18 protein-coding genes and 2 pseudogenes are annotated in these 20,644 nt (G+C 71.0%); 6 read left to right on the top strand and 14 right to left on the bottom strand.

The window, feature by feature from the left end; all coding sequences use genetic code 11:
- The 6 genes and pseudogenes from HMPREF0321_RS04295 to HMPREF0321_RS04270 all read right to left on the bottom strand — a co-directional run.
- Positions 1–724 (bottom strand): annotated as a pseudogene (locus tag HMPREF0321_RS04295) (hypothetical protein); the annotation flags it as partial.
- Entirely contained in the window at positions 721–2,502 is a 1,782-nt protein-coding gene (mtrB, locus tag HMPREF0321_RS04290; RefSeq protein WP_006944423.1) for an MtrAB system histidine kinase MtrB, read from the bottom strand. The gene mtrB and the pseudogene HMPREF0321_RS04295, both read right to left, overlap by 4 nt.
- The gene (mtrA, locus tag HMPREF0321_RS04285; protein WP_006944431.1) at positions 2,480–3,166 is read right to left on the bottom strand and encodes an MtrAB system response regulator MtrA; all 687 of its coding nucleotides are present in this window, start codon (positions 3,164–3,166) and stop codon (positions 2,480–2,482) included. Before mtrA ends, mtrB begins: the two co-directional genes overlap by 23 nt.
- A gap of 675 nt (positions 3,167–3,841) precedes the next feature.
- Positions 3,842–5,302 (bottom strand): adenosylhomocysteinase, encoded by a 1,461-nt coding sequence (ahcY, locus tag HMPREF0321_RS04280; RefSeq protein ID WP_006944420.1) that lies wholly within the window; start codon positions 5,300–5,302, stop codon positions 3,842–3,844.
- A gap of 158 nt (positions 5,303–5,460) precedes the next feature.
- Positions 5,461–6,429 (bottom strand): DUF808 domain-containing protein, encoded by a 969-nt coding sequence (locus tag HMPREF0321_RS04275; protein ID WP_006944429.1) that lies wholly within the window; start codon positions 6,427–6,429, stop codon positions 5,461–5,463.
- Positions 6,430–6,566: 137 nt separating this feature from the next.
- The gene (locus HMPREF0321_RS04270; protein ID WP_050786464.1) at positions 6,567–7,646 is read right to left on the bottom strand and encodes a cation diffusion facilitator family transporter; all 1,080 of its coding nucleotides are present in this window, start codon (positions 7,644–7,646) and stop codon (positions 6,567–6,569) included.
- A gap of 82 nt (positions 7,647–7,728) precedes the next feature.
- On the opposite strand from HMPREF0321_RS04270, the gene HMPREF0321_RS04265 reads away from it, so the two are divergent.
- Positions 7,729–8,889 (top strand): ornithine cyclodeaminase/mu-crystallin family protein, encoded by a 1,161-nt coding sequence (locus HMPREF0321_RS04265; protein WP_006944422.1) that lies wholly within the window; start codon positions 7,729–7,731, stop codon positions 8,887–8,889.
- 111 nt (positions 8,890–9,000) lie between these two features.
- On the opposite strand, the gene mtr is transcribed toward HMPREF0321_RS04265, so the two are convergent.
- Positions 9,001–10,374 carry a mycothione reductase gene (gene mtr, locus HMPREF0321_RS04260; RefSeq protein WP_006944436.1) on the bottom strand — a complete coding sequence of 458 codons (1,374 nt, stop codon included), beginning with the start codon at positions 10,372–10,374 and terminating at the stop codon, positions 9,001–9,003.
- A 111-nt stretch (positions 10,375–10,485) separates the two neighbouring features.
- Positions 10,486–11,127: a response regulator transcription factor gene (locus tag HMPREF0321_RS04255; RefSeq protein WP_040014450.1), complete on the bottom strand. Its 642-nt coding sequence runs from the start codon at positions 11,125–11,127 to the stop codon at positions 10,486–10,488.
- A 57-nt stretch (positions 11,128–11,184) separates the two neighbouring features.
- On the opposite strand from HMPREF0321_RS04255, the gene HMPREF0321_RS15930 reads away from it, so the two are divergent.
- The 3 genes from HMPREF0321_RS15930 to HMPREF0321_RS04245 are packed head-to-tail and all read left to right on the top strand — an operon-like array spanning position 11,185 to position 13,446.
- Positions 11,185–11,496, top strand: a complete 312-nt coding sequence (locus HMPREF0321_RS15930) for a hypothetical protein (protein WP_131941318.1) — start codon at positions 11,185–11,187, stop codon at positions 11,494–11,496.
- A 20-nt stretch (positions 11,497–11,516) separates the two neighbouring features.
- Positions 11,517–11,921: a hypothetical protein gene (locus tag HMPREF0321_RS16375; RefSeq protein WP_006944433.1), complete on the top strand. Its 405-nt coding sequence runs from the start codon at positions 11,517–11,519 to the stop codon at positions 11,919–11,921.
- Positions 11,869–13,446 (top strand): GAF domain-containing sensor histidine kinase, encoded by a 1,578-nt coding sequence (locus tag HMPREF0321_RS04245; RefSeq protein ID WP_038568945.1) that lies wholly within the window; start codon positions 11,869–11,871, stop codon positions 13,444–13,446. Before HMPREF0321_RS16375 ends, HMPREF0321_RS04245 begins: the two co-directional genes overlap by 53 nt.
- 104 nt (positions 13,447–13,550) lie before the next feature.
- Here the strand turns inward: HMPREF0321_RS04245 and deoC are convergent, their stop codons facing one another.
- The 5 genes and pseudogenes from deoC to HMPREF0321_RS04220 form a co-directional block, all read right to left on the bottom strand.
- On the bottom strand, positions 13,551–14,273 hold the full coding sequence (deoC, locus tag HMPREF0321_RS04240; protein WP_006944421.1) for a deoxyribose-phosphate aldolase: 723 nt from the start codon (positions 14,271–14,273) through the stop codon (positions 13,551–13,553).
- A 116-nt stretch (positions 14,274–14,389) separates the two neighbouring features.
- On the bottom strand, positions 14,390–15,643 hold the full coding sequence (locus tag HMPREF0321_RS04235) for an SIS domain-containing protein (protein WP_006944416.1): 1,254 nt from the start codon (positions 15,641–15,643) through the stop codon (positions 14,390–14,392).
- Positions 15,644–15,757: 114 nt separating this feature from the next.
- Positions 15,758–15,985, bottom strand: a complete 228-nt coding sequence (locus tag HMPREF0321_RS04230; protein ID WP_006944432.1) for a Trm112 family protein — start codon at positions 15,983–15,985, stop codon at positions 15,758–15,760.
- Complete coding sequence (locus HMPREF0321_RS04225) at positions 15,982–17,433, bottom strand: phosphomannomutase/phosphoglucomutase (protein ID WP_050786465.1); 1,452 nt, start codon at positions 17,431–17,433, stop codon at positions 15,982–15,984. Before HMPREF0321_RS04225 ends, HMPREF0321_RS04230 begins: the two co-directional genes overlap by 4 nt.
- 121 nt (positions 17,434–17,554) lie before the next feature.
- Positions 17,555–17,935: pseudogene (locus HMPREF0321_RS04220) on the bottom strand (DUF3499 domain-containing protein); the annotation flags it as partial.
- A gap of 46 nt (positions 17,936–17,981) precedes the next feature.
- Here HMPREF0321_RS04220 and HMPREF0321_RS04215 point away from each other — a divergent pair.
- Both HMPREF0321_RS04215 and HMPREF0321_RS04210 read left to right on the top strand, forming a co-directional pair.
- Positions 17,982–18,413, top strand: coding sequence for a metallopeptidase family protein (locus tag HMPREF0321_RS04215; RefSeq protein WP_006944419.1), 432 nt, complete (start codon positions 17,982–17,984; stop codon positions 18,411–18,413).
- Positions 18,410–19,267 (top strand): SDR family oxidoreductase, encoded by an 858-nt coding sequence (locus HMPREF0321_RS04210; protein WP_006944417.1) that lies wholly within the window; start codon positions 18,410–18,412, stop codon positions 19,265–19,267. Before HMPREF0321_RS04215 ends, HMPREF0321_RS04210 begins: the two co-directional genes overlap by 4 nt.
- Positions 19,268–19,362: 95 nt before the next feature.
- Here the strand turns inward: HMPREF0321_RS04210 and HMPREF0321_RS16370 are convergent.
- Positions 19,363–20,644: DUF5719 family protein (locus tag HMPREF0321_RS16370; protein WP_006944427.1), on the bottom strand; the 1,282-nt coding region annotated here is incomplete at its 5' end.

Here is a 20,644-nt window from a genome sequence, read left to right as displayed (position 1 = left end):
CGTCGACGGCGAGCGCCGTCCCCGTCGGCAGGCTCGTCGCGATGGCGGGGCGCAGCCACTGCGGTGGGGCGGAGAGCGCCGCGCGCGCGAGCGCCGTCGCGAGACCCTGGCGCGGCAGCAGGCGCGGGTCGGGTACGAGCGAGCGTCCGTAGGCGGCCGGGTAGTACACGTTGACGCGGCTGAACAGGCGCGCGACGTCCGTGCTGCTGATCCACACGCCCGGCCCGTCGGGCACCTGGCTGAGGCGCCATCCCCCGGCCGTGGAACTCACCGTGAAGCGCAGGTCGCGGCGGGTCGTCGACGGTTGGCGCACGAGGTGGCCATCGGCGTCGATCGTCGCGACGACGGGGACGCTGAGACGCACCGTCGTCGTGTCGGGGCGGGTGGCCGTGATGTCGCTGTCGCCCGCGAAGACGGTGACGGCGGTGCCCGGTTTCCAGCGACGGCTCGCGTCGCCGGTGAGGAAGGTGCGGGCAGCCTGGTAGTCGTCGTGCGCGGACATCTGGGCGCGCAGGAAACCAGTCGCGATCTGGCGCGGATCGTCGTAGGCCGACGCCGTCAGCGGCTCGACGGCGAGCGGTTCGCTGTCGTCCTTCGCGTCGACGGCCTTGCCCGGCGCGACGCTCGACGTCGAGGGCAACCCGACGCACCCGGCGGTCGCGAACACGCTCGCCGCGGCAGCCACGGCCACCAGGGCGCGCGGCGGCCTGCGTCGCGGGCTCATCGTGGGTCCTCGGCGTCGACGGCGCCCTCACCGTCGATGACCTGGGGCAGCGCGTTCGAGCGCTTCTTCGCATCGATCGCGACCGGGTAGCCCGACGCGAGGCGTGCCCCGCCGTCGGAGGTGCGCATCGTGCCGCTCGAGATCTGTTTCGTCCTCGCGGTGAGGCCGGGCTGCAGCGGGCCCGGACTCGCGGCGATGGCGACGCCCTGCACGCGCGGCAGCGTCAACCGGAAGCAGGAGCCCTCGCCGGGTGCGCCCCACGCCTCGAGAAAACCGTCGTGCAGGCGGGCGTCCTCGAGAGAGATCGACAATCCGAGGCCCGTGCCGCCCGTCGTGCGGGCGCGGGCGGGGTCGGCGCGCCAGAACCGGTCGAAGACCTTGTCCGCCTCGCCCTCCTTGAGTCCGATGCCGTAGTCGCGGACGCTGACGCTGACGGCAGTCGAGTTGGCGCGCAACGTCACGACGACGGGCTGGCCCTGGCCGTGCTCGATGGCGTTGGCGACGAGGTTGCGCAGGATGCGCTCGACGCGGCGGCGGTCGACGTCGATCGTGACGTCGTTCGGCGCGTCGAGCACGAGGCGGCAGCCGAGCTTGTCGGCGAGCTGCGCGTGCATGTCGTTCACCTCGGCGCACAGCTGGCGCATCGACGTGGGTGTGCGGCTCAGCACGGCGCCGCCGGCGTCGAATCGGCTGATCTCGAGCAGGTCCGCGAGCAGCGACTCGAAGCGGTCGAGCTCCTTCGACAGCAGTTCGGAAGAACGCGCGACGTGCGCCGCGAAGTCGCCGCGTGAGTCGTGGATCATGTCGGCGGCCATGCGGATCGTCGTCAGCGGTGTGCGCAGTTCGTGCGAGACGTCGGAGGTGAAGCGTTGCTGCAGGTGCGACAGGTCCTCGAGCTGGCCGATCTGACGTTGCAGGCTCGAGGCCATGGCGTTGAAGCTCGTCGCGAGGCGCGCGATGTCGTCCTCTCCGCGCACCGGCATGCGTTCGTCGAGGTTGCCGGCGGCGAGGCGCTCGGAGACGTGCGCGGCGGAGCGGACGGGCGTCACGACGAGGCGCGTCGCGAGGTAGGCGCAGGCGCCGAGGAGCAGGATGAGCGCGAGGCCGCCGGCGGCGAACGAGGTGCGCACGATGCTGAGCGAGTCGGCTTCCTTGTCCATCGGGAAGATGAGATACAGGTCGTACGCGCCGGCGTTGGGGATGCTGACGCGTGAGCCGACCATGACGGCGGGGATGTGGCGGCCGGTCGCGTCGAGGGAGACGATCTTCCTCTGCTGATGCGCGGGGTCGCGGGCGAGGGCGCCGCGCACGTCGGCGGGTGGGGTGAAGCCGCGCGCACGGGCCGTCGCGACGAGGGGGATGCCGGGGCGCGTGTTGTCGCTGGCGCGCATGAGGATGACGAGGCGCGCGGAGTCGTCGAGGGGGCTTGCGATGCGTTGCACGGAGTCACGCGAGAGGTTGTAGAGCGTCGTCATGTCGGTCTTGTCGGTCGCGTCGAACGCGCTCTGGACGTCAGCGGTCTCGCTCAGCGCGATCTGTTGCGCGGACGCGGTCTTGCTGCGCACGAGCCCGTCGGCGATGCCCTGGTACATGAGGGATCCGACGGCGATGACGACGGTGAGGCCCATGAGCATCGTCAGGCTGATGACGCGCACGTGCAGGCTACGTCGCCAGCTGCGCACGCAGAACGCGACGAGGCGCCCGATTGCGCGGCGGGACGCGTCGTAGGCGCGTCGTAGGACGCTGCGGGGTGCCTCAGGTGGCGGGTGTGCTGGCACCGGCCTTGTATCCCACACCTCGCACGGTCACGACGATCTCGGGCTTCTCCGGGTCCTTCTCGACCTTGGCGCGCAGGCGCTGGACGTGCACGTTGACGAGGCGCGTGTCGGCGGCGTGGCGGTAACCCCAGACCTGTTCCAGCAACACTTCGCGACTGAACACCTGCCATGGCTTGCGGGCGAGGGCGAGCAGGAGGTCGAACTCAAGGGGAGTGAGGGAGATCGGGGTGCCGTCGCGGGTGACGGAGTGGGCGGCGAGGTCGATCGTCAGGTCGCCGATGGTGACGGTTTCGGGTTCGGCGTCGCCGCGGCGCAGACGGGCGCGGACGCGGGCGACGAGTTCGGCGGGTTTGAAGGGCTTGTTGACGTAGTCGTCGGCGCCTGCTTCGAGGCCGGCGACGACGTCGAGGGTGTCGGTGCGGGCGGTCAGCATGACGATGGGGACGTCGGATTCGGCGCGGATGGCGCGGCACACTTCGACGCCGTTCTTGCCGGGCAGCATGACGTCGAGCAGGACGAGGTCGGGTTTCGCGTCGCGGAACGTGGCGAGCGCTGACGTGCCGTCGCCGCAGTGGGTGACGTGGTAGCCCTCGCCGCGCAGAACGATGCCGAGCATCTCGGCGAGTGCCGGGTCGTCGTCGACTATCAGCACACGGTTCATCACGTGGGGGCCCCTTCCTTCGTGCGGCGCGTGCGCCCGGTGGGGCGCCGTCCTCGGCTCATTGTCACACATGCCCGCGGGCCCTCCCCGGACCTCTTCGCGCGTCCTGCCGTCCCCGGGGACGTTCGTTGCCACTCTGCCTGCGCGTGCGTTCTGTCTGGCCGAATGTGGACGTGATTCGCACAGGTGGACGACGATCGCGAAGGTGGGCAGGAATCGCGAATGTGACCGTAAATCGCAGTTGTGCACGCCTCACGGTTGAAACGGCGACAGCCACGAGGGCCGTACCACGTCGCAACGTGGACGGCCCGCGTGTCGCACCGAGCGAGGCCCCCCGGGCCGAGCCGGAAGACGCGCCGAACAGGATCAATCCGGAATGCGCCGAGACTGGACCGGCGAGCTTGCGAGCCGGCCAGCATCGGCACGTTCCGGATTGTGCGGGCCGTACCACGTCGCAACGTGGACGGCCCGCGTGTCGTACCGAGCGAGGCCCCCCGGGCCGAGCCGGAAGACGCGCCGACCAGTCTCGGCGCGTTCCGGATCCTGCGGGCCGTACCACGTCGCAACGTGGACGGCCCGCGTGTCGCAGTGAGACGGGCCCGCCAGGGCCCGGCCACAAGAAGCGCCAGAGAGAATCAAGCCGTAGCACTCCCGCTACTGACGCGCGCTTGCGCGCGGTCAGTAGCGGTAGTGCTCCGGCTTGTACGGGCCGGCAACGTCCACGCCGATGTATTCGGCTTGGTCCTTGCGCAGTTCGGTGAGTTCGACGCCGAGGGCGTTGAGGTGGGCGCGGGCGACCTTTTCGTCGAGGTGCTTGGGGAGCGTCTTGACGAGGGGTTTGCCGTTGTCGGTGTAGGCGTTGCCGTTGGTCCACAGTTCGATCTGGGCGATCGTCTGGTTGGCGAACGAGTTGGACATGACGAAGCTGGGGTGGCCGGTGGCGTTGCCGAGGTTCATGAGGCGGCCTTCGGACAGCACGATGATGGAGCGTTCGTCGTCGGCGCCCTTGTCGAACGTCCATTCGTGGACCTGCGGCTTGATCTCGACCTTTTCGATGCCGGGGATCTTGGCGAGGCCGGCCATGTCGATCTCGTTGTCGAAGTGGCCGATGTTGGACACGATGGCCTTGTTCTTCATGCGTGCCATGTGGTCGGCGGTGATGATGTCGAAGTTGCCGGTCGTCGTGACGAAGATGTCGCCGTACTCGCAGGCCTTGTCCATCGTCGTCACCTGGAAGCCTTCCATCGCGGCCTGGAGCGCGCAGATGGGGTCGATCTCGGTGATGACGACGCGGGCGCCCTGTCCGGCGAGGGCGGCGGCGACGCCCTTGCCCACGTCCCCGTATCCGGCGACGACGGCAACCTTGCCGCCGATGAGCACGTCGGTGGCGCGGTTGAGGCCGTCGATGACGGAGTGGCGGGTGCCGTACTTGTTGTCGAACTTCGACTTCGTCACGGAGTCGTTGACGTTGATCGCCGGGAACAGCAGTTCTCCCGCGCGCGCGAGTTCGTAGAGGCGGTGCACGCCGGTGGTCGTCTCCTCGGTGACGCCCTTGATGCGCTCGCCGACCTTCGTCCACTTCTGCGGGTCGTCGGCCATCGTGGAGCGCACGAGGGCCTTGAAGACGCTGAACTCCTCGGAGTCGGCTTCGGTGGTGGGCGGCACCTGGGCGGCCTTCTCCCACTCGGTGCCCTTGTGCACGAGCATCGTGGCGTCGCCGCCGTCGTCGAGGATCATGTTGGGGGCGTCGTCACCGGACCAGGTGAGGATCTCGTTCGTGCAGGCCCAGTACTCCTCGAGGCTCTCGCCCTTCCAGGCGAACACGGGGACGCCCTTCGGGTCCTCGGGCGTGCCGTCGGGGCCGACGACGACGGCGGCGGCCGCGGCGTCGTCCGTCGAGTAGATGTTGCAGCTCGCCCAGCGGACCTCGGCGCCGAGCGCCGTCAGGGTCTCGATCAGGACGGCCGTCTGGACGGTCATGTGCAGCGAGCCGGCGATCTTGGCGCCGGCGAGCGGCTGCGACTCGGCGTATTCCTCGCGCAGGCTCATGAGGCCGGGCATCTCGTGCTCGGCGAGGCGCAGCTGGTGGCGGCCGGCCTCGGCGAGGCTGATGTCGCGGATCTTGTAGTCGAAGGACATGGGGATGTCGTTCCCTTCGGTTGTCGAATGACGTTCTCGATCAGGCGTCGCCGGCGCGCCCCTCTGGGCTGCTTCGCGCATGTGTCATCACCCACGCCGAACGCGTGCTCGTCAGTCTATCCGCCATCACTGACAGGCCGCCCGGGGCGCCGCATCGCTCAGTGCGCGGCGGCCACCTCGCCGCTGCGGCGGGCGAGCGCGGGCGTCACGAGGGCGACGAGGACGAGACCGACGAGGACGCCGACGATGGCGCTGATGAGGGTGTTCGTCAGCCAGGCGAGCACTCCCCCGAGCGCTCCGGTGGCGTCGGCCACGGCGTGCTCGACGTGGTGGACGGCGTCGTACGGCGCGTGCCAGCCCAGTTCGGCGGAGTTCGCCAGCAGGATGTGCCCACCGACCCACAGCATCGCCACGACGCCCAGCGTCGACAGGAACGACATCACCTTGGGCATCGCTGCCACGAGTCCACGGCCGAGCTTCTCGTTCTTGCCCGACTCGACGAGGTGCAGGCCCACGTCGTCCATCTTGACGATCAGTGCGACGACGCCATAGACGAGCGCGGTGATGAGGAACGCGACGACGATGAGGACGATGGTGCGGGTGAGGAAGGGTTCGTGATCGACGGTCTGCAGCGAGATGACCATGATCTCGGTCGACAGGATGAGGTCGGTGCGGACGGCCTCGGCGATGACCTTGTTCTCGTCGACGGACTCGGTGGCGACGTCCTCGGCCAGGTGCTCGGCCGGGGTCTCCTCGCGGTGGGCGCGGCGGTGCGCGAGGGCGTGATGGATCTTCTCCGCGCCCTCGTAGGACAGGTAGAGGCCACCGAGGATGAGCAGGATCGTCACCGCGATGGGCAAGAACTGTGACAGCACGAGGATGACGGGCAGGATGATGAGCAGCTTGTTGCGGATCGAGCCCTTCGCGATCTTCGCGATGATCGGCAGCTCGCGTTCCGCGGCGAGACCCTGCACGTAGCGCGGCGTCACGGCCGTGTCGTCGACGACGACGCCCACGGCCTGCGTGCTCGCCTTGCCGGCAGCGGCGGCGACGTCGTCGACGGACGCCGCAGCCATGCGCGCGAGCGCGGCAACGTCGTCGAGCAGTGCGAACAGTCCGCCCGCCATCAGCGCACCTGCGCGCTTCGGTGCGACGGCGGCATGGCGTCAGGCCTCGGGTGCGGAGCGGCGGGCATCATGCGCACAGCCTAGAGAAACCTGGGAGGCTCACGAAATACGCTGAGGGAAGCTATCGACTCCGAGCTTCAGCCCTCGATGCGCGTCGCACCGTGCTGGGTGGAGCCGCCGTCGTTCACCCGCTCGTCGGGCAGGTCGGTGTGCACCGCGGACGAGCGGTGCCCGATACGGCTGCCGACGCGCCCGAGGTCGATGTCGGGTTCGAGGTACATGAGCAACTGCATGTCGGGCTTCGCGGCACGTGCCGCCTGTTCAGCCATGTCGATGGCGTGGGCGATCTCCTCACCCGTGTCGCTCTTGTCGACGGCGAACTTGACGGCGACGAGCAACTCCTCGGGGCCGAGGTGGCTCGTCTTCATGTGGATGACGCGGTTCACGCCGTCCGCCGACTCGATGGCACGTCGGATGTCGCGCACCGTCTCGGGGGTCGCCGCCTCGCCGAGGAGCATGGACTTCGTCTCACGGAACAGGAAGATCGCGACGAGGATGAGCAGGATGCCGATGAGGCCGGCGCCCACGGCGTCCCAGATGCCGTTCTGCGTGACGAGGGCGAGCGAGATGCCGACGAGGGCGAAGACGAGACCGGTGACGGCCGCCGAGTCCTCGCACAGGAGCACAGGCAACTCGGGGCTCTTCGCCGACTTGAGGAACTGCCCCCAGCTCTGTTCGCCCTTCTGCTCGCGTGCCTCCTTGACCGCCGTCATGAGGGAACGGCCCTCCATGAGGATCGCCAGCACGAGCACGACGATCGGCACCCACCACCAGGCCTCGTCCGTCGACGGCTGCTTCGCGCCGGGCTCGCGCATCTGATGGAACTTCTCGTATGCCTCGAACAGCGAGAACAGGCCACCGAGGGAGAACACGATGATGCTGACGACGAAGCCAGCGAGGTAACGCTCACGCCCGTAACCGAACGGGTGATCCTCGTCCGCGTCCTTCTGGGCCTTCTTGCCGCCGATGAGCAGGAGGATCTGGTTGCCCGAATCGGCGGCGGAGTGGATGCCCTCGGCGAGCATCGAACTCATGCCGGTGAGCAACCACGCGATGATCTTCGTGACGGCGATGCCCAGATTGGCCGCCAGCGCGGCGAAGATCGCCGTGTTGTTGCCGCTGTGCCCGCCCGATCCGGTTTCCTTCTCGTCACTCATGACCCCGAGAATAGGTGGCGCCTCTCGCGCCGCCAACCGCGACGGCGCCGTCACACTCCCTCGATCCAGCGAAGGACCCGCCGTGCCGACTCTGCTCTACCTCAGCGAATCCGACGTCCGGGCAGCGTTCACGGCAGACGTCGCGCACGCCTCGCAGCACGCGGCGTTCACCGCGCTCGGACGCGGAGGAGCGCTGCTGCCCGCACGTCTGCTGCTGCCGGGGCGCGGCGACGACGTCGCGTTCTGCTACGCCGCGCGGGCCGAGGCGAGCGCACCGGCCGTCAGCAAGTTCGGTTCGGTACACGCCGGCAACGTCGGCGCGGGGCTGCCCGCGGTGCACGCGCTCGTCACGGTGCTCGACCCGACGACAGGTGTGCCGACGTGCGTCATGGCCGGCACGACGCTGACGACACGCCGCACGGCGGCAGCGAGCGCCGTCGCGATGGAGGCGTTGTGGTCGCCTGACTCGAGCGGGCGCGACGACGTCGGTGAGGCCGACGGCGCAGGTGTCGGTGCCCGGGACGGCATCGGTGTTCATGTCGCGATCGTCGGGAGCGGCGTGCAGGCCGAGGCGCACGCGCACGCGTTGTGCGCGGTCGGCGGTGAGCACACGGTGGGTCGCATCCGGCTCGCGGCGCGCAACCGCGCGAGTGCCGACGAGTTGGTCGCGCGCTGGCATACGACGAAACCCGAGGGCGCACCCGACATGGAACTCGTCGACACGGTCGAGCAGGCGTGCGCGGACGCCGACGTCATCGCGGTGTGCACGACGTCGACGACGCCCGTGCTCGAGGCGACCTGGGTGCGTGACGGCGCCCTCGTCATCTCTGTGGGCTCGTTCAGCGCCGAGCGATCCGAGGTGCCGAGCGACCTCGTCGCTCAGGCACGCGTCGTCGTCGACGACCGCGAGACGGCACTGGCCGACAACGGGTGCGTCGTCGCGGCCCTCATGGCCGGGGTGCTCGAGACCGGCAGCGTCGAGACGCTCGGCGAGGTGCTCGTGCGCGACGCCGCACATGCCGATGACGATGACGCAGAACGTCACGTCTGGAACGACGACTCCTCGAACAACGGCGTCACCAACCACGGCACCGCCGACAGCGACGCAGGCGCCCACGGTGAGCGTCGCCCGCGCGTGACGCTCTACGCCTCGGTCGGGATCGGGTTGCAGGACGCTGCCGCGGCCGTCGCGGTACAGGAGGCCGCCCAGCGCGCCGGGGTCGGGACGCCGCTGCCGCTCTGACATCGCTGCCAGGGCTCACTCGCCGTCGCACCCCGGGGTTCATTCGGGGCGCATCCTGGGGCTCAGTCTCGCCGTCGCACCCCGGGGTTCATTCGGGGCGCATCCTGGGGCTCAGTCGAATTCGAGCCCCAGCAGCGCGTTCTCGAGCACCTCGGTGAGCGCCGGGTGAATCCAGTACTGCCCGCGTGCCATCTCGTCGGCGGTGAGCCCGAACGACATCGCCTGGACTGCAGGCTGGATGACGATCGAGGCCTCCGGGCCGACGAGGTGCACGCCGAGCAGCTTCTTCGTCGCCTTGTCGGCGATGACCTTGCAGATGCTCGTCGTGTCCTCGAGGGCCCAGCCGTAGGCGATGTCGCCGTACTTCTGCACCTTCGTCGTGATGGCGTGCCCGCCCTCGCGCGCCTCGTCCTCCGTCAGCCCGACGGTGGCGACCTGCGGGTGCGTGAAGACCGCCGCCGGCACGACGTCGTGCGGGAACGCGCGCAGGTCGTCGGGGTGGACGAGGTTGTGCGCGACGCAGCGCTCCTCGGCGTTGGCGACGTGCTTGAGCTGGTAGCGCGAGGAGCAGTCGCCGAGTGACCAGACGCCGTCAGCGCCCGTGCGTCCGTACTCGTCGACGACGATGCGCCCGTCGTCGCGCACCTCGACGCGGGTGTTCTCGAGGCCGAGGTCGTCGGTGTTGGGGATGCGGCCCGTGGCGACGAGGAGCATCTCGCCCTCGACGACGCGCCCACCTCTCAGCGTCACGCGGATCGTCCCGTCGCGCTGTTCGATCGACTCCATGACCGCATCACGTTCGAGAGCCCACTGGTCGGTGGCGGCGTGGGTGAGGACGCGGCTGACGTCGTCGTCGGCGTGGCGCAGCACGCGCTTTCCGCGTGCGAGCATCGTCACCTCGACGCCGAGGGACGAGAACACGTGGGCGAACTCGAGGGCGATGTACCCGGCGCCGGCGATGACGAGCGAACGCGGCAACTTCTCGATGCGCATGATCGTGTCGCTCGTCTCGTAGGGCACGCCGCTGTCGGTGACGACGGGCGGGATGTTGGGACGCGCGCCGGTCGCGATGACGATCTGGTCGCCGCTGATCTCCTCGTCATAGCCCTCGACGCGCAGCGTACGGTCGCCGGTGAAGCGCGCGTGGCCGCTGAACACGGTCGTGTTGCCGTCGTCGCTGCCGCGCTCGCGGTACGCGCGTCCGCCCGCGGAGATCGCGTCGATGCGCTCGAAGACGCGGTCGCGGATGTCGTCCCAGCGCACCTGATCGACGTGCGCGTCGACGCCGAGGCGCGACGCCTCCCGCGCGCTGCGCGCCACCTCGGCGGCCTGGACGAACATCTTCGTCGGGATGCAGCCGACGTTGAGGCAGGTGCCGCCGAAGACACCCTTCTCGATGACGGCGACGCGCTTGTCGGCGAAGTCGGGCGTCACGAGCGAGTTGCCCGAGCCGGTGCCGATGATGACGAGGTCGAAATGAGCCATGCCCCAACCCTAGGCGCAGGCGGGGACAACCCCGGAACGCCGGGCATTTCTTCTCACGGACCTCTCTGCGCGAGCGAGCCTCCCGAGCCTCGAGGCGTCGAACGATGGGCGTCAGTGCGGGTGGCGCAGGCGCTCCATGAGGACGGCCGCCTGCGTGCGCGATTCGAGGCCGAGTTTCGCGAGCAGGCTGGTGACGTAGTTCTTCACCGTCTTCTCCGCGAGGTGCAGGCGCCCCGCGATCTGACGGTTCGTGTACCCCTGCGTGATGAGGTCGAGCACGCGCTTCTCCTGCTCGGTGAGCGCGGCGAGTTCGGGGCTCTCGAGGGCACCGTCACCGCGCAGGCGCGCGCGGATGACGTCGGCGTCGGCGGTGTCGAGCAGCGACTCCCCCGCCGCGACGCGTTCGATCGTCTCGATGAGGTCGGCGCCGCGCACCTGCTTGAGGACGTACCCACTCGCGCCCGCGAGGATCGCGGCGAGCAGGGCCTCGTCATCGTCGTAGGAGGTGAGGATGAGGCAGCGGATGTTCTCGTCGACGCTGCGCACGGCGCGGCACACCTCCATGCCCGTGCCGTCTGGCAGCCGGCCGTCGAGGATGGCGACGTCGGGGCGCGCCGCCGGGATGCGCCGCGTCGCCTCCTCTGCGCTGCCGCTCTCGCCGACGACCTCGCAGCGCCCCGATGACGCCAGCAACTCGGCCAGGCCGCGACGGACGATCTCGTGGTCGTCGAGCAGATACACGCGCACAGTCATGACCCCATTGTGGCCGCTGCGTTGAGTTCGCGCCGCGCGCTCCCCCAGGATGGGCGCATGACGGACTTGACCCTGGTCTCGTTCCAGCCCGTCAGCCGCGTCGGCGTCACACGCCACCCACGCGATCTCGTCACGATCGCGGAAGATGAAGCCCTCGACCGGCCCGGGCAGCGGCCACCGCACCGGATACCCCGACACCGGCTGCTGCTCGCACAGCAGCCGCACGAGCGCGTCCCGATCACCGTCGTCACGCAGCCGAATGTCGACGCCCATGCACAAAACACGGCGCTGACGCCGCGTCAGCTCAGGAGGTTCCTGCCACATCACCGGCGCGCAGGTGAGGACGAAGGTCCCCGGGCGCTGCGGTGAGGCGCGGGTGAGGATGAAGCATGCCCTCACCGAGCGAACCGACACCGGAGCAGATGCTCGATGCCATGGGACGGACCGGTCGGGCGCACGTCAGCGTCTCGCGGGGTGCTCTTCCGTTCGTCATGCCCTGTGGCGTGCGTGTTACGGGTGGCGACGTCGTCGTCGAGACGGCCCACCCGAGCGTCACACGCGGCGCCCAGCGACGCGACATCGCGGCCGTGCAGGTCGAGGCGCTCATCGACGGAACGTGCTGGTCGATCAGCGTCACCGGCCCGCTCGCCATTCGCTCGACGTCGGATGCACCGCAGCGCGGCGATGTCGTCCTGCCGACGCGGGAGGCTCTGTTCAGCGTCGAGTGCCTATCATCGGCGCATGGTCACCGCGTCGATCCGCTCCTTCGATCCGGTCTTGCCGAACGAGCCTGACGAGGCTCTGCTGGCCGCCGTCATCGAACTGAGCAAGGATCTCGAGCTCAAACCACTGCTGCGCCGATTCGTCGAGACCGCAGCGGAACTCACCGGCGCCCAGTACGGGGCGCTCGGCGTGCTCAACGCCGAGGGGCGCTTCGACGACGTCGTCATCCACGGCATCGACGCCGAGACGGCCGCACTCATCGGCGACGGCCCCCACGGCGAGGGCGTCCTCGGCGCGATCATCGCCCACCCGCACACGCTGCGCGTGCCCGACATCGCCGCGCACGAGGCGAGCGTCGGCTTTCCCGAGCACCACCCGCCGATGTCGTCGTTCCTCGGCTGCCCCGTCGTCATCCGCGGGCAGGTCTACGGCAACATCTACCTGACGAACAAGCGCGACGCCGAGGAGTTCTCCGCCCGCGACGAACGGGTGCTCGAGGCGCTCGCGTCGGCCGCGGCGTCCGCCATCGCGCACGCTCGGACGCTCGCCGAGGCGGGGGCCCGCGAGCGCTGGCACCGCGCGGCGGCCGAGGCCGCGCAGCTCCTCTCGCAACTGCCGCCGGCGCAAGCGTGGCCGCAGGTCGTCGCGCGGTTCGACTCGATCCTCACCGCCAACCACGTCGAACACGTGCCGGGTCACCGCAGCGCAGCGCGCCTCGGCGACCTCGCCGAAGAACTGCTCCTCGCGCCGCGCGCACGATTCTTCACGCACGACGTCGCGGCGCGCCTCGTCGACGAGCGCATGCGCTGCGCGATGGTCGTGCCGCTCGCCAGTGACGGCGAGAACCCGGAGCTGCTGCTGTTCGCCTGGGACCGCCCGACGCTTTCGCTCGACCCCGAACCCATGGAGGCCATCGGGCAGACGATCGCGGACCGACTCTCGGTCGCGACGTTGCTCGCCTACCGGCACGCCGAGGCCGAACGCGTCGCCATCCTCGAAGATCGCGACCGCATCGCGCAGGACCTGCACGACCACGTCATCCAACGCATCTTCGCCGCCGGCATGCGCGTGCAGAGTGCGCTGCCGCGCATCGACGACGAGGTCGCCGTCGAGAAGCTCGACGCCGTCATCACCGACCTCGACGAGACCGTCACCGACGTGCGCCGCGCGATCTTCGACCTGCACACCGGTGGCGCCGCGTTGGCGCTCGCGCACACCGTCGACCAGCTCGCCGCGCAGGCGCAGGACGCCCTCGGATTCGCGCCGAGCGTCAGCGTCAGTGGTGCCTACTGGACGCTCGACGACGCCCTCGTCACCGACCTGCTCGCCGTGATGCGTGAGGCACTGAGCAACGCGGCGCGGCACGCGCACGCGAGCGCCGTGCGGGTCGTGCTCGACGTCGGCGACGAGGTGCTCGTCAAGGTCACCGACGACGGACGCGGCCTGCCCGAGCACCTCGAACGACGCTCGGGGATCGCCCACCTCGTCGCGCGGGCCGAGCGACTCGGCGGCACCTGCGTCATCCGCGCGAGGCGCAGTGGCGGCACGGCCGTCGTGTGGCGCGTGCCGAACCGTCGCGCGGCTGTGACGCCCTGACGGGCTGGGCTCAACCGCAGCGAGACGTCACCCTTCGCGCGAGCGCGGTCGGAGTTCGGGCGCTTCAGGCATGGCGTGACGCCTGACGTACTGGCCGCGGCGGGTCAGTAACCGGCCGCGGCCTGCGGGGCGTCCGCGCCGGTGGCGTCGCCGTCGAGCCCGTCGAGAACCACCCGAGTACCCGAGAGGCCGAGACGGCTGGCACCGGCCGCGATCATCGCGTGGGCGGCGGCAGCGTCGCGGATTCCGCCGCTGGCCTTGACGCCGATGTCGGGGCCGACGGTCTGGCGCATGAGGCGGACGGCGTGCTCGCTCGCACCGCCGGCGGGGTGGAAGCCGGTGGACGTCTTGACGAAGTCCGCGCCCGCCGCGACGGCAGCACGGCAGACGGCGACGATCTCGTCATCGCTCAGTGCTGCGGATTCGATGATGACCTTGAGCACGCGGCCCTCGGTGGCCTCGCGCACGGCCCGCACGTCGGCCTCGACGTCGTCGAAACGCCCGTCCTTCGCGGCGCCCACGTCGATGACCATGTCGACCTCGTCAGCCCCCCGCGCCACGGATTCTGCGGCCTCTGCGGCCTTGACGGCGCTCGTGTGCTTGCCGCTGGGGAACCCGCAGACCGTCGCAACCTTGACGCTCGTCTCCACGGGGAGCATCGACGGCGACACGCAGATCGAGTACGCGCCGAGCGCCTCGGCCTCACGGGCGAGGGCGTCGACGTCCGCGCGCGTCGCCTCCGGCTTGAGCAGGGTGTGGTCGACGATCGACGCGACGTGCGCGCGGTCGAACGGGGAGCCTGATGAGGACGAAGCAGCGGTGTTCATACCACTCAGCCTACCCAGTGACGGGACGGGAGGATGCGCCCGTCGCAGGCCGCACTCCGCCTCGTCGGCCGCGCCTCGGGCACATGGGTCTGACCGCGAGCCCGCGCGCTCGGACGTCAGCGGCCGAGCCGGTCGCGCAGTTCGGTGACGTGACGCGAGACTGCGGGGTCGAGGCCCTGCCCGAGCGCGAGGTACGTCGCAGTGAAGTCGACGCGGTGCATGAGCTGCGCGGCCCGCGCGATGGCCGGGCCGGCGTCGGGATGCATCTCGACGACGACAGCTCCCGCCGCGCGAGCGCTCTCCTGGATGCCGCTCGCGACCCAGGCCAGTGCTCCCACGCCACCGGTGCCGTTGCCGCCCAGCCCACTCGCTCCGCCGGGCGCATCGCTGACGAAGAAGCCATCGGCTCCGTCACGCGCCGCGCCGGACCCGCCCGTCGCGTCCGAGTGCAGCGTGAGGAACCCGAGGCTCGGTTGGCGCGGGGCGTCGAGGAACGGGTCGGCGAAGATGTCGTCCGGCGCGGAGACGGCGCCTTCCCCCGCGCCGGCAGTGAACGGGCCGTCGAGCGTCGCGACGAGGTCGGCCGCGTCGTCGGGCAGCTCACCCCACGTCATCGGCACGCGCGCCGTGCGGGCGAACATCGACGAGGCCCGACGCGCCGCGAGCGCCGCGACAGGGCCGTCGGCGAGGGCGACGGGCACCGTCCCGGCGAGCTGGAGCGCGGCGAGCTTGGCCGGGTTGACGAAGTGCTCCGACGACGGTCGCAGCGTCTCCGATTCGGCATCCAGCATCGCGGCGGCGACGAGCAGGTCGTCGTCGCTGACGTCGACCAGCCCCAACCGACGGGCGCCCATGAGCACGGGGGTGAGCAGCGACCACAGCGAGGTCCGGCTCGAGACCCGCCCGCGGCCGACACCGATGTGCACGCCGCGAGCGCGGGCACAGACGTCGGCGAGCGGCGAGTCGTCGGCACCGACCGTCAGTAGCGACGCGCCCCGCCGTGCCGCCTCCGCAGCGAGTGCGAGCGGCCCCTCAGCGCGCCCGGACAAGGAGACCGCGATGACGAGGTCGAGCGGCCCGACCCAACCGGGCAGCGGCACGTCGCGCCGCGTCATGACGGGCACCGGCGAACTCGGCTGCGCGAGAGTCTGCAACACATCGCCGACGCGCTCCGACCCGCCGAGCGCCCCTACGAGAACCGAACGCGGTCGTTCGTACCCGGCGACGTCGTCGATGCCCGCTTCGCGCGCGAGCGTCAGGGCCTCACGCACCTGCGCGCCCGCCGTGGCGAGCGCACGCAGCGATCCGCGTGAGTCGCAACGTTCGAGGTGGCCGGCGTCGTCGAGCCAGCTCTCGTCGAGATGGGCCATGACTTCTCCTCGGCTCGGGGGTTCGTCTCAGACATTCGGGGCGCGGCGACGCCGCCGTCGTTGCTCACGTCGAGCGTGTTCGCGGGCCGCGCGGTCGATGACCGCGCGCGAGCGTCAGGCGGGCAGCACGCTTGCGTCGTCGGCGAGCAGGACGGGGATGCCGTCGCGTATCGGGTACTGCAGGCGCCCGCCGCGTTCTGCGTCGACCCCGGTGCTGACGAGGACGGGCGCGCCCGAGGCGTCACTCGCGTCCTCCAGCTCGGTGCCGGTGACGGGGCAGCGCAGGATCTCGCGCAGCCACGGGTCGATCGTCAGGGGCCGGCGGCTCTTGTCGTCGTTCACTGAGCTTCTCCTTCGCGGACGGCGGCGAGCGCGGCGTCGCGCACGCGCTCCATGGTGGCGGTGTCGGCGGCCTCGACGTTGAGGCGCAGCAGCGGCTCGGTGTTGGACGCGCGCAGGTTGAGCCACCACATCGGATCGCTCTCCCCCGCGCCCTCGTGGACGAACGTCACGCCGTCGAGCGCGTCCTCGGTGAACTCGCCCTGCGACGCGACCCACGTGCGCACGCGGCCCGTGGCCGCGGCGGCGTCGCTCACCGTCGAGTTGATCTCCCCCGACGCCTCGTAGCGCGCATACGCGGCGACGAGCTGCGACAACGGTGCGTCCCGCTCCCCCAGCGCCGCGAGCACGTGCATCGCGGCGAGCATGCCGGTGTCGGCGAACCAGAAGTCGCGGAAGTAGTAGTGCGCGCTGTGCTCGCCACCGAAGACGGCGTCGTGCTCGGCCATCTGCGCCTTGATGAACGAGTGCCCGACGCGCGTGCGCACCGGCTGTGCGCCGTTCTCGGCGATGACCTCGCCGACGGCGCGGCTCGAGATGAGGTTCGCGACGACCTTGACGTCGGCCGCTGCGGCCCCCCGCGCGACCTCCTTCGCGATCTCGCGCTCCGCGACGAGCGCCGTCACCGCGGACGGCGTGACGGGCTGGCCGCGTTCGTCGATGACGAAGCAGCGGTCGGCATCGCCGTCGAAGGCGAGGCCGATGTCGGCACCGTGCTCGACGACGGCCTGCTGCAGGTCGACGAGGTTGGCCGGCTCGAGCGGGTTGGCCTCGTGGTTGGGGAACGTGCCGTCGAGCTCGAAGTACAGCGGGACGATGTCGAGCGGCAGCTGCGCCAGGCCCGCGTCGGTGCCGAGCACGGCCGGGACGGTGTGGCCGCCCATGCCGTTGCCCGCGTCGACGACGACCTTGAGCGGGCGTCCGCCCGACAGGTCGACGAGACCGCGCAGGAACTCGGCGTACTCGCGCAGCATCTCGCGCTCGGTGACGCTGCCCGCCGGGCCGTCGAACGGCACACCCTGACCGCGATCGAGCGCCCATTGCGCGAGGTCGCGGATCTCGGCGAGACCGGTCTCGAGGGAGACGGGGCGAGCGCCCGCGCGGCACAGCTTGATGCCGTTGTACTGCGCCGGGTTGTGGCTCGCGGTGAACATCGCGCCCGGCAGATCGAGCGCACCGGAGGCGAAGTAGAGCCCGTCAGTCGAGCACAGCCCGATGAGGGTGACGTCGACGCCGTACGCGGCGGCGCCGTCGGCGAACGCGCGCGACAGCTCTGGAGAACTCGGGCGCATGTCGTGCCCGACGACGATGGCGTTCGCGCCCTCGGGGCGCACGACAACCTGCGCGAACGCGGCGCCGAGCTCGCGGGCGACGCGCGGGGAGAGCTGGTCGGGCACGAGGCCACGCACGTCGTAGGCCTTGATGAAGTCGTTGAGCGCGGGTGCAGTCACGACGTTCACTCTACCGGCGCGAGGGCCCTTCCCGACCGTCGAAGGGCCTGTCGAACCGGCCCCCGTCGGCGTCGTCGTCATCGGAAGCGTCAGAGAGCGCGTCCGCGGGCGTCTGACCGGGCAGCACCCGAAGGTGACGGCGGCGCTCCGTCGCCGACAGCAGCGTCGGGTCACTCGCGGCGACGCTGCGCGTCGAACGGCGCGTCGGCTCGGGCTCCCCCGGCGCCGGGCGTACCGCCGCCTGACGCACGGCCTCGGCGAGCGCGACGAGATCGTCGGGCGTCGGCTCGGGCGGCGTCATGTCGACGACGAGGCGGACGATGTCCCACCCGCGCGGCGCGGTGAGGCGCGTCGCGTGGTCGGCGCACAGGTCGTAGGTGTGCGGCTCCGCGTATGTCGCGAGCGGGCCGAGCACGACCGTCGAATCGGCGTAGACGTACGTCAGCGTGGCCACGGCGGGCTGGGAGCAGGCCGATCGGGAACACTGTCGCATCAACGTCACGAGGCACAAGGGTACGCCACGGCGGGCACCACGTTAGGCTCGCCGGGTGACTCCTCGCCCCACCCCACGCGCGCCGCGCGGGGACGCCCCGACGCGGCGCGATCGTCACGGGCGCCGCCATCGTGGGCCGCTCGCGTGGCCGCCCACGCCGTCGATGCTGTCGCGGGCGCGCTCGTTCGACGAGGCGGTGCTGCGCAGCGTCGAACGGCTCGAGGCGCGTTGGGGCGAGAGCCTGGAGCACATCGAGATCGGCGTCGAGGAGGTGCCGCCGTCCGATCCGAGCGCGTGGGAGGACGCCGTGCCGCTCGGGCGCGCCTTCCCAGCCGAGGGCAAGCACCGCGCGCGCATGGTGATTTATCGCCTGCCGATCCAGACGCGCTCCGCCGACCTGTACGAACGCGACCTGCTCGTCGAGCACGTCGTCACCACCCAAATCGCGGCCCTGCTCGGGCGCGAACTCGACGAGGACGACCAATGAGATTGACGCCCACCGCCGCCCCGCTGCTGCCCGCCGACATCCTCGTCGCCGGGCGCGCACCCGTGCTCGTGACGGGCGCGTCGGGGGTGCTCGGGCGCTGCGTCGTCGAGGAGCTGCTCACCTCCTCCATCCCCGTGCGCGCGCTGACGCACCGACGCGACGTCGACCTGCCCGAGGCGGCGGCCGGCATCCCGGCGCGCCTCGAGCACGTCACCGGCGACCTCGGCACCGGCGCCGGGCTCGACGCGGCGCTCGACGGCGTCGAGGCCGTCATCCACTGCGCAGGCAACCCGAAGGACGCGCGCCGCGTCGACGTCGAGGGCACGAGACGCCTCGTCGACGCGCTCGACGCGTGGGCACCGAGCGCGCACCTCGTCCACGTCTCGATCGTCGGCTGCTTCGAGAACCCCTACCCCTACTACCGGGCGAAGGCCGACGCCGAGAACGTCGTCGAGGCCTGGCACGGTCGCGCGAGCATCGTGCGCGCCACCCAGTTCCATCCGTTCGTCGCGCAGCTCGTGCGCGGCGCGGGCGCTCGCGCCCTGGGCGCCGTCGAGGACATCGAGGTGAGCCCCGTCGACCCGCGCTGGGTGGCGACGAAACTCGTCGACGTGGCGTCGCTGCTCACGAGCCTGCCCACGCCGATGGAGCTCGCCGGGCCGGAGACGTTCACCCTCGCCGACATCGCGACGCTCACCGCACACCTCGATCGCCGACGCGCGCCGTGCACGGCCCCGCTGCCGACGATCGGGGTGACGATGCGCGCCTTCACCCGCGGCGCGCATCTGCCGAGCGAGCAGACACAGATCGGTGGACGCACCTACGCGCAGTGGCTCTCGGCCGAAGAACACTGACCTACCGGTAGGACGCCGCGCCGCGTTCAGGCGGCGGCGTGGTTCGGTGTCGGGGAAGCTCGGGAGTGAGTTGCTGCGGCTCGGCGGTTCGCGCCTCAGCGCTGGGTGACTTCGACCGGCGCGCGCAGCCACGGCGTCGGCACGAGCGGCACGCTCGTCACCGGCTGATCGGCGCCCACATCGCGGACGAGCACCGCGGCGTGGACGGGCGCGGCGTCCGCTGATCCGTCATCTCGCAGCAGCCACACCGTGGCGTTCTTCGGCACGTCCACACTCGCCCAGCCGTTCGCCGGGACGTCGAGACGTCGGCGCGTCGCTTTCCCGGACGGATCGCTGACGACGAGCGTCACCGACGTCGCCCTCCCTTCGCCCATGACGACGAGTCGGCCGGCGTGGCGCGCCCCGTCGAGACTGGCACCGGCTGCGGCATCAAGCGCCGGGGCGGCGGGCACCCAGGTGAAGTCGCGCGATTTCTTGGACGCCGAGGACGCAAAGGCGGAGGCGATGATGTTCTCCTGCGAGCTCGCGCGCACCGCGGCGACGTCGTCGTCGATGCCGTCGAGCGTGACGTCGAGGCTGCGCCCGACGGGCACCGTCACGACGCGTTCACTCACGTCACCGGCGTCCTTCCCGGACGCCTGGAGGCGCACGACGGCCGCGCGGGAGCCTGGCGCCGCGAGACGCACACGTACGGAGCGGTCGACGACCGGCACGCCGGGCATCTCCTGCACCGGCGCGGGCGGTGCGTACTGGGCGGCGACGTCGTCGCCCTTGCGCTCGGTTTCGCCGACGCGGTCGCGGACACTCGCGACGACCGCACCGTCCTCACTACGGACGTGAACGACGACCGCAGCGTGCGCGAGAGCGTCCGCGGGGATGTTGACGCTGACGCGTCCATGCGCGGGCACGGCCTTGTCGGCGATCGCGGCGGAGTCGAGCGCGCCGTCAGCCGCGCGGACGTCGACGTCGACGGACACCGCGCGTGCGCCCGGGTTGACGAGGGTGACGGTGAGCAGCCTGCCGGGTTGCTTGTCCCCCACCGGAATCCACGCCTCGGCCGTGGCCTGGGTGCAGGCCTGCGCGCTCACGGCGCCGTTCGCCTCGTGGAACTGCGTTGCCGTGATGCCGGGCGCCGAGGCGCCTCGCGCGACGACGTCGAGGGGCCCGTTCTTCCAGGTGCGGGTCATGCTGTGGCCGCGCGCGAGCGTCACGGCTGAGCTGTGACCCGCCTCGTTCACCTGCAGCTGCCCCCCGCCGCCGAGCATCGACGACAGCTGCATCGGCGCCGACGCGAGCGCCAGCGTCGCCGCGTCCTTGCCCTCGCCGCCCGGGCACACGAGCGACGCCGCGTCGACGGGCATCGCGGCGGCGCGGGCC

Origin of the sequence: Dermacoccus sp. Ellin185 (assembly GCF_000152185.1) — a bacterium.
GTDB classification, from domain to species: domain Bacteria; phylum Actinomycetota; class Actinomycetes; order Actinomycetales; family Dermatophilaceae; genus Dermacoccus; species Dermacoccus nishinomiyaensis.
Note: the sequence above shows the minus strand (reverse complement) of the source record. Positions and strands in the feature narration are given on the sequence as shown.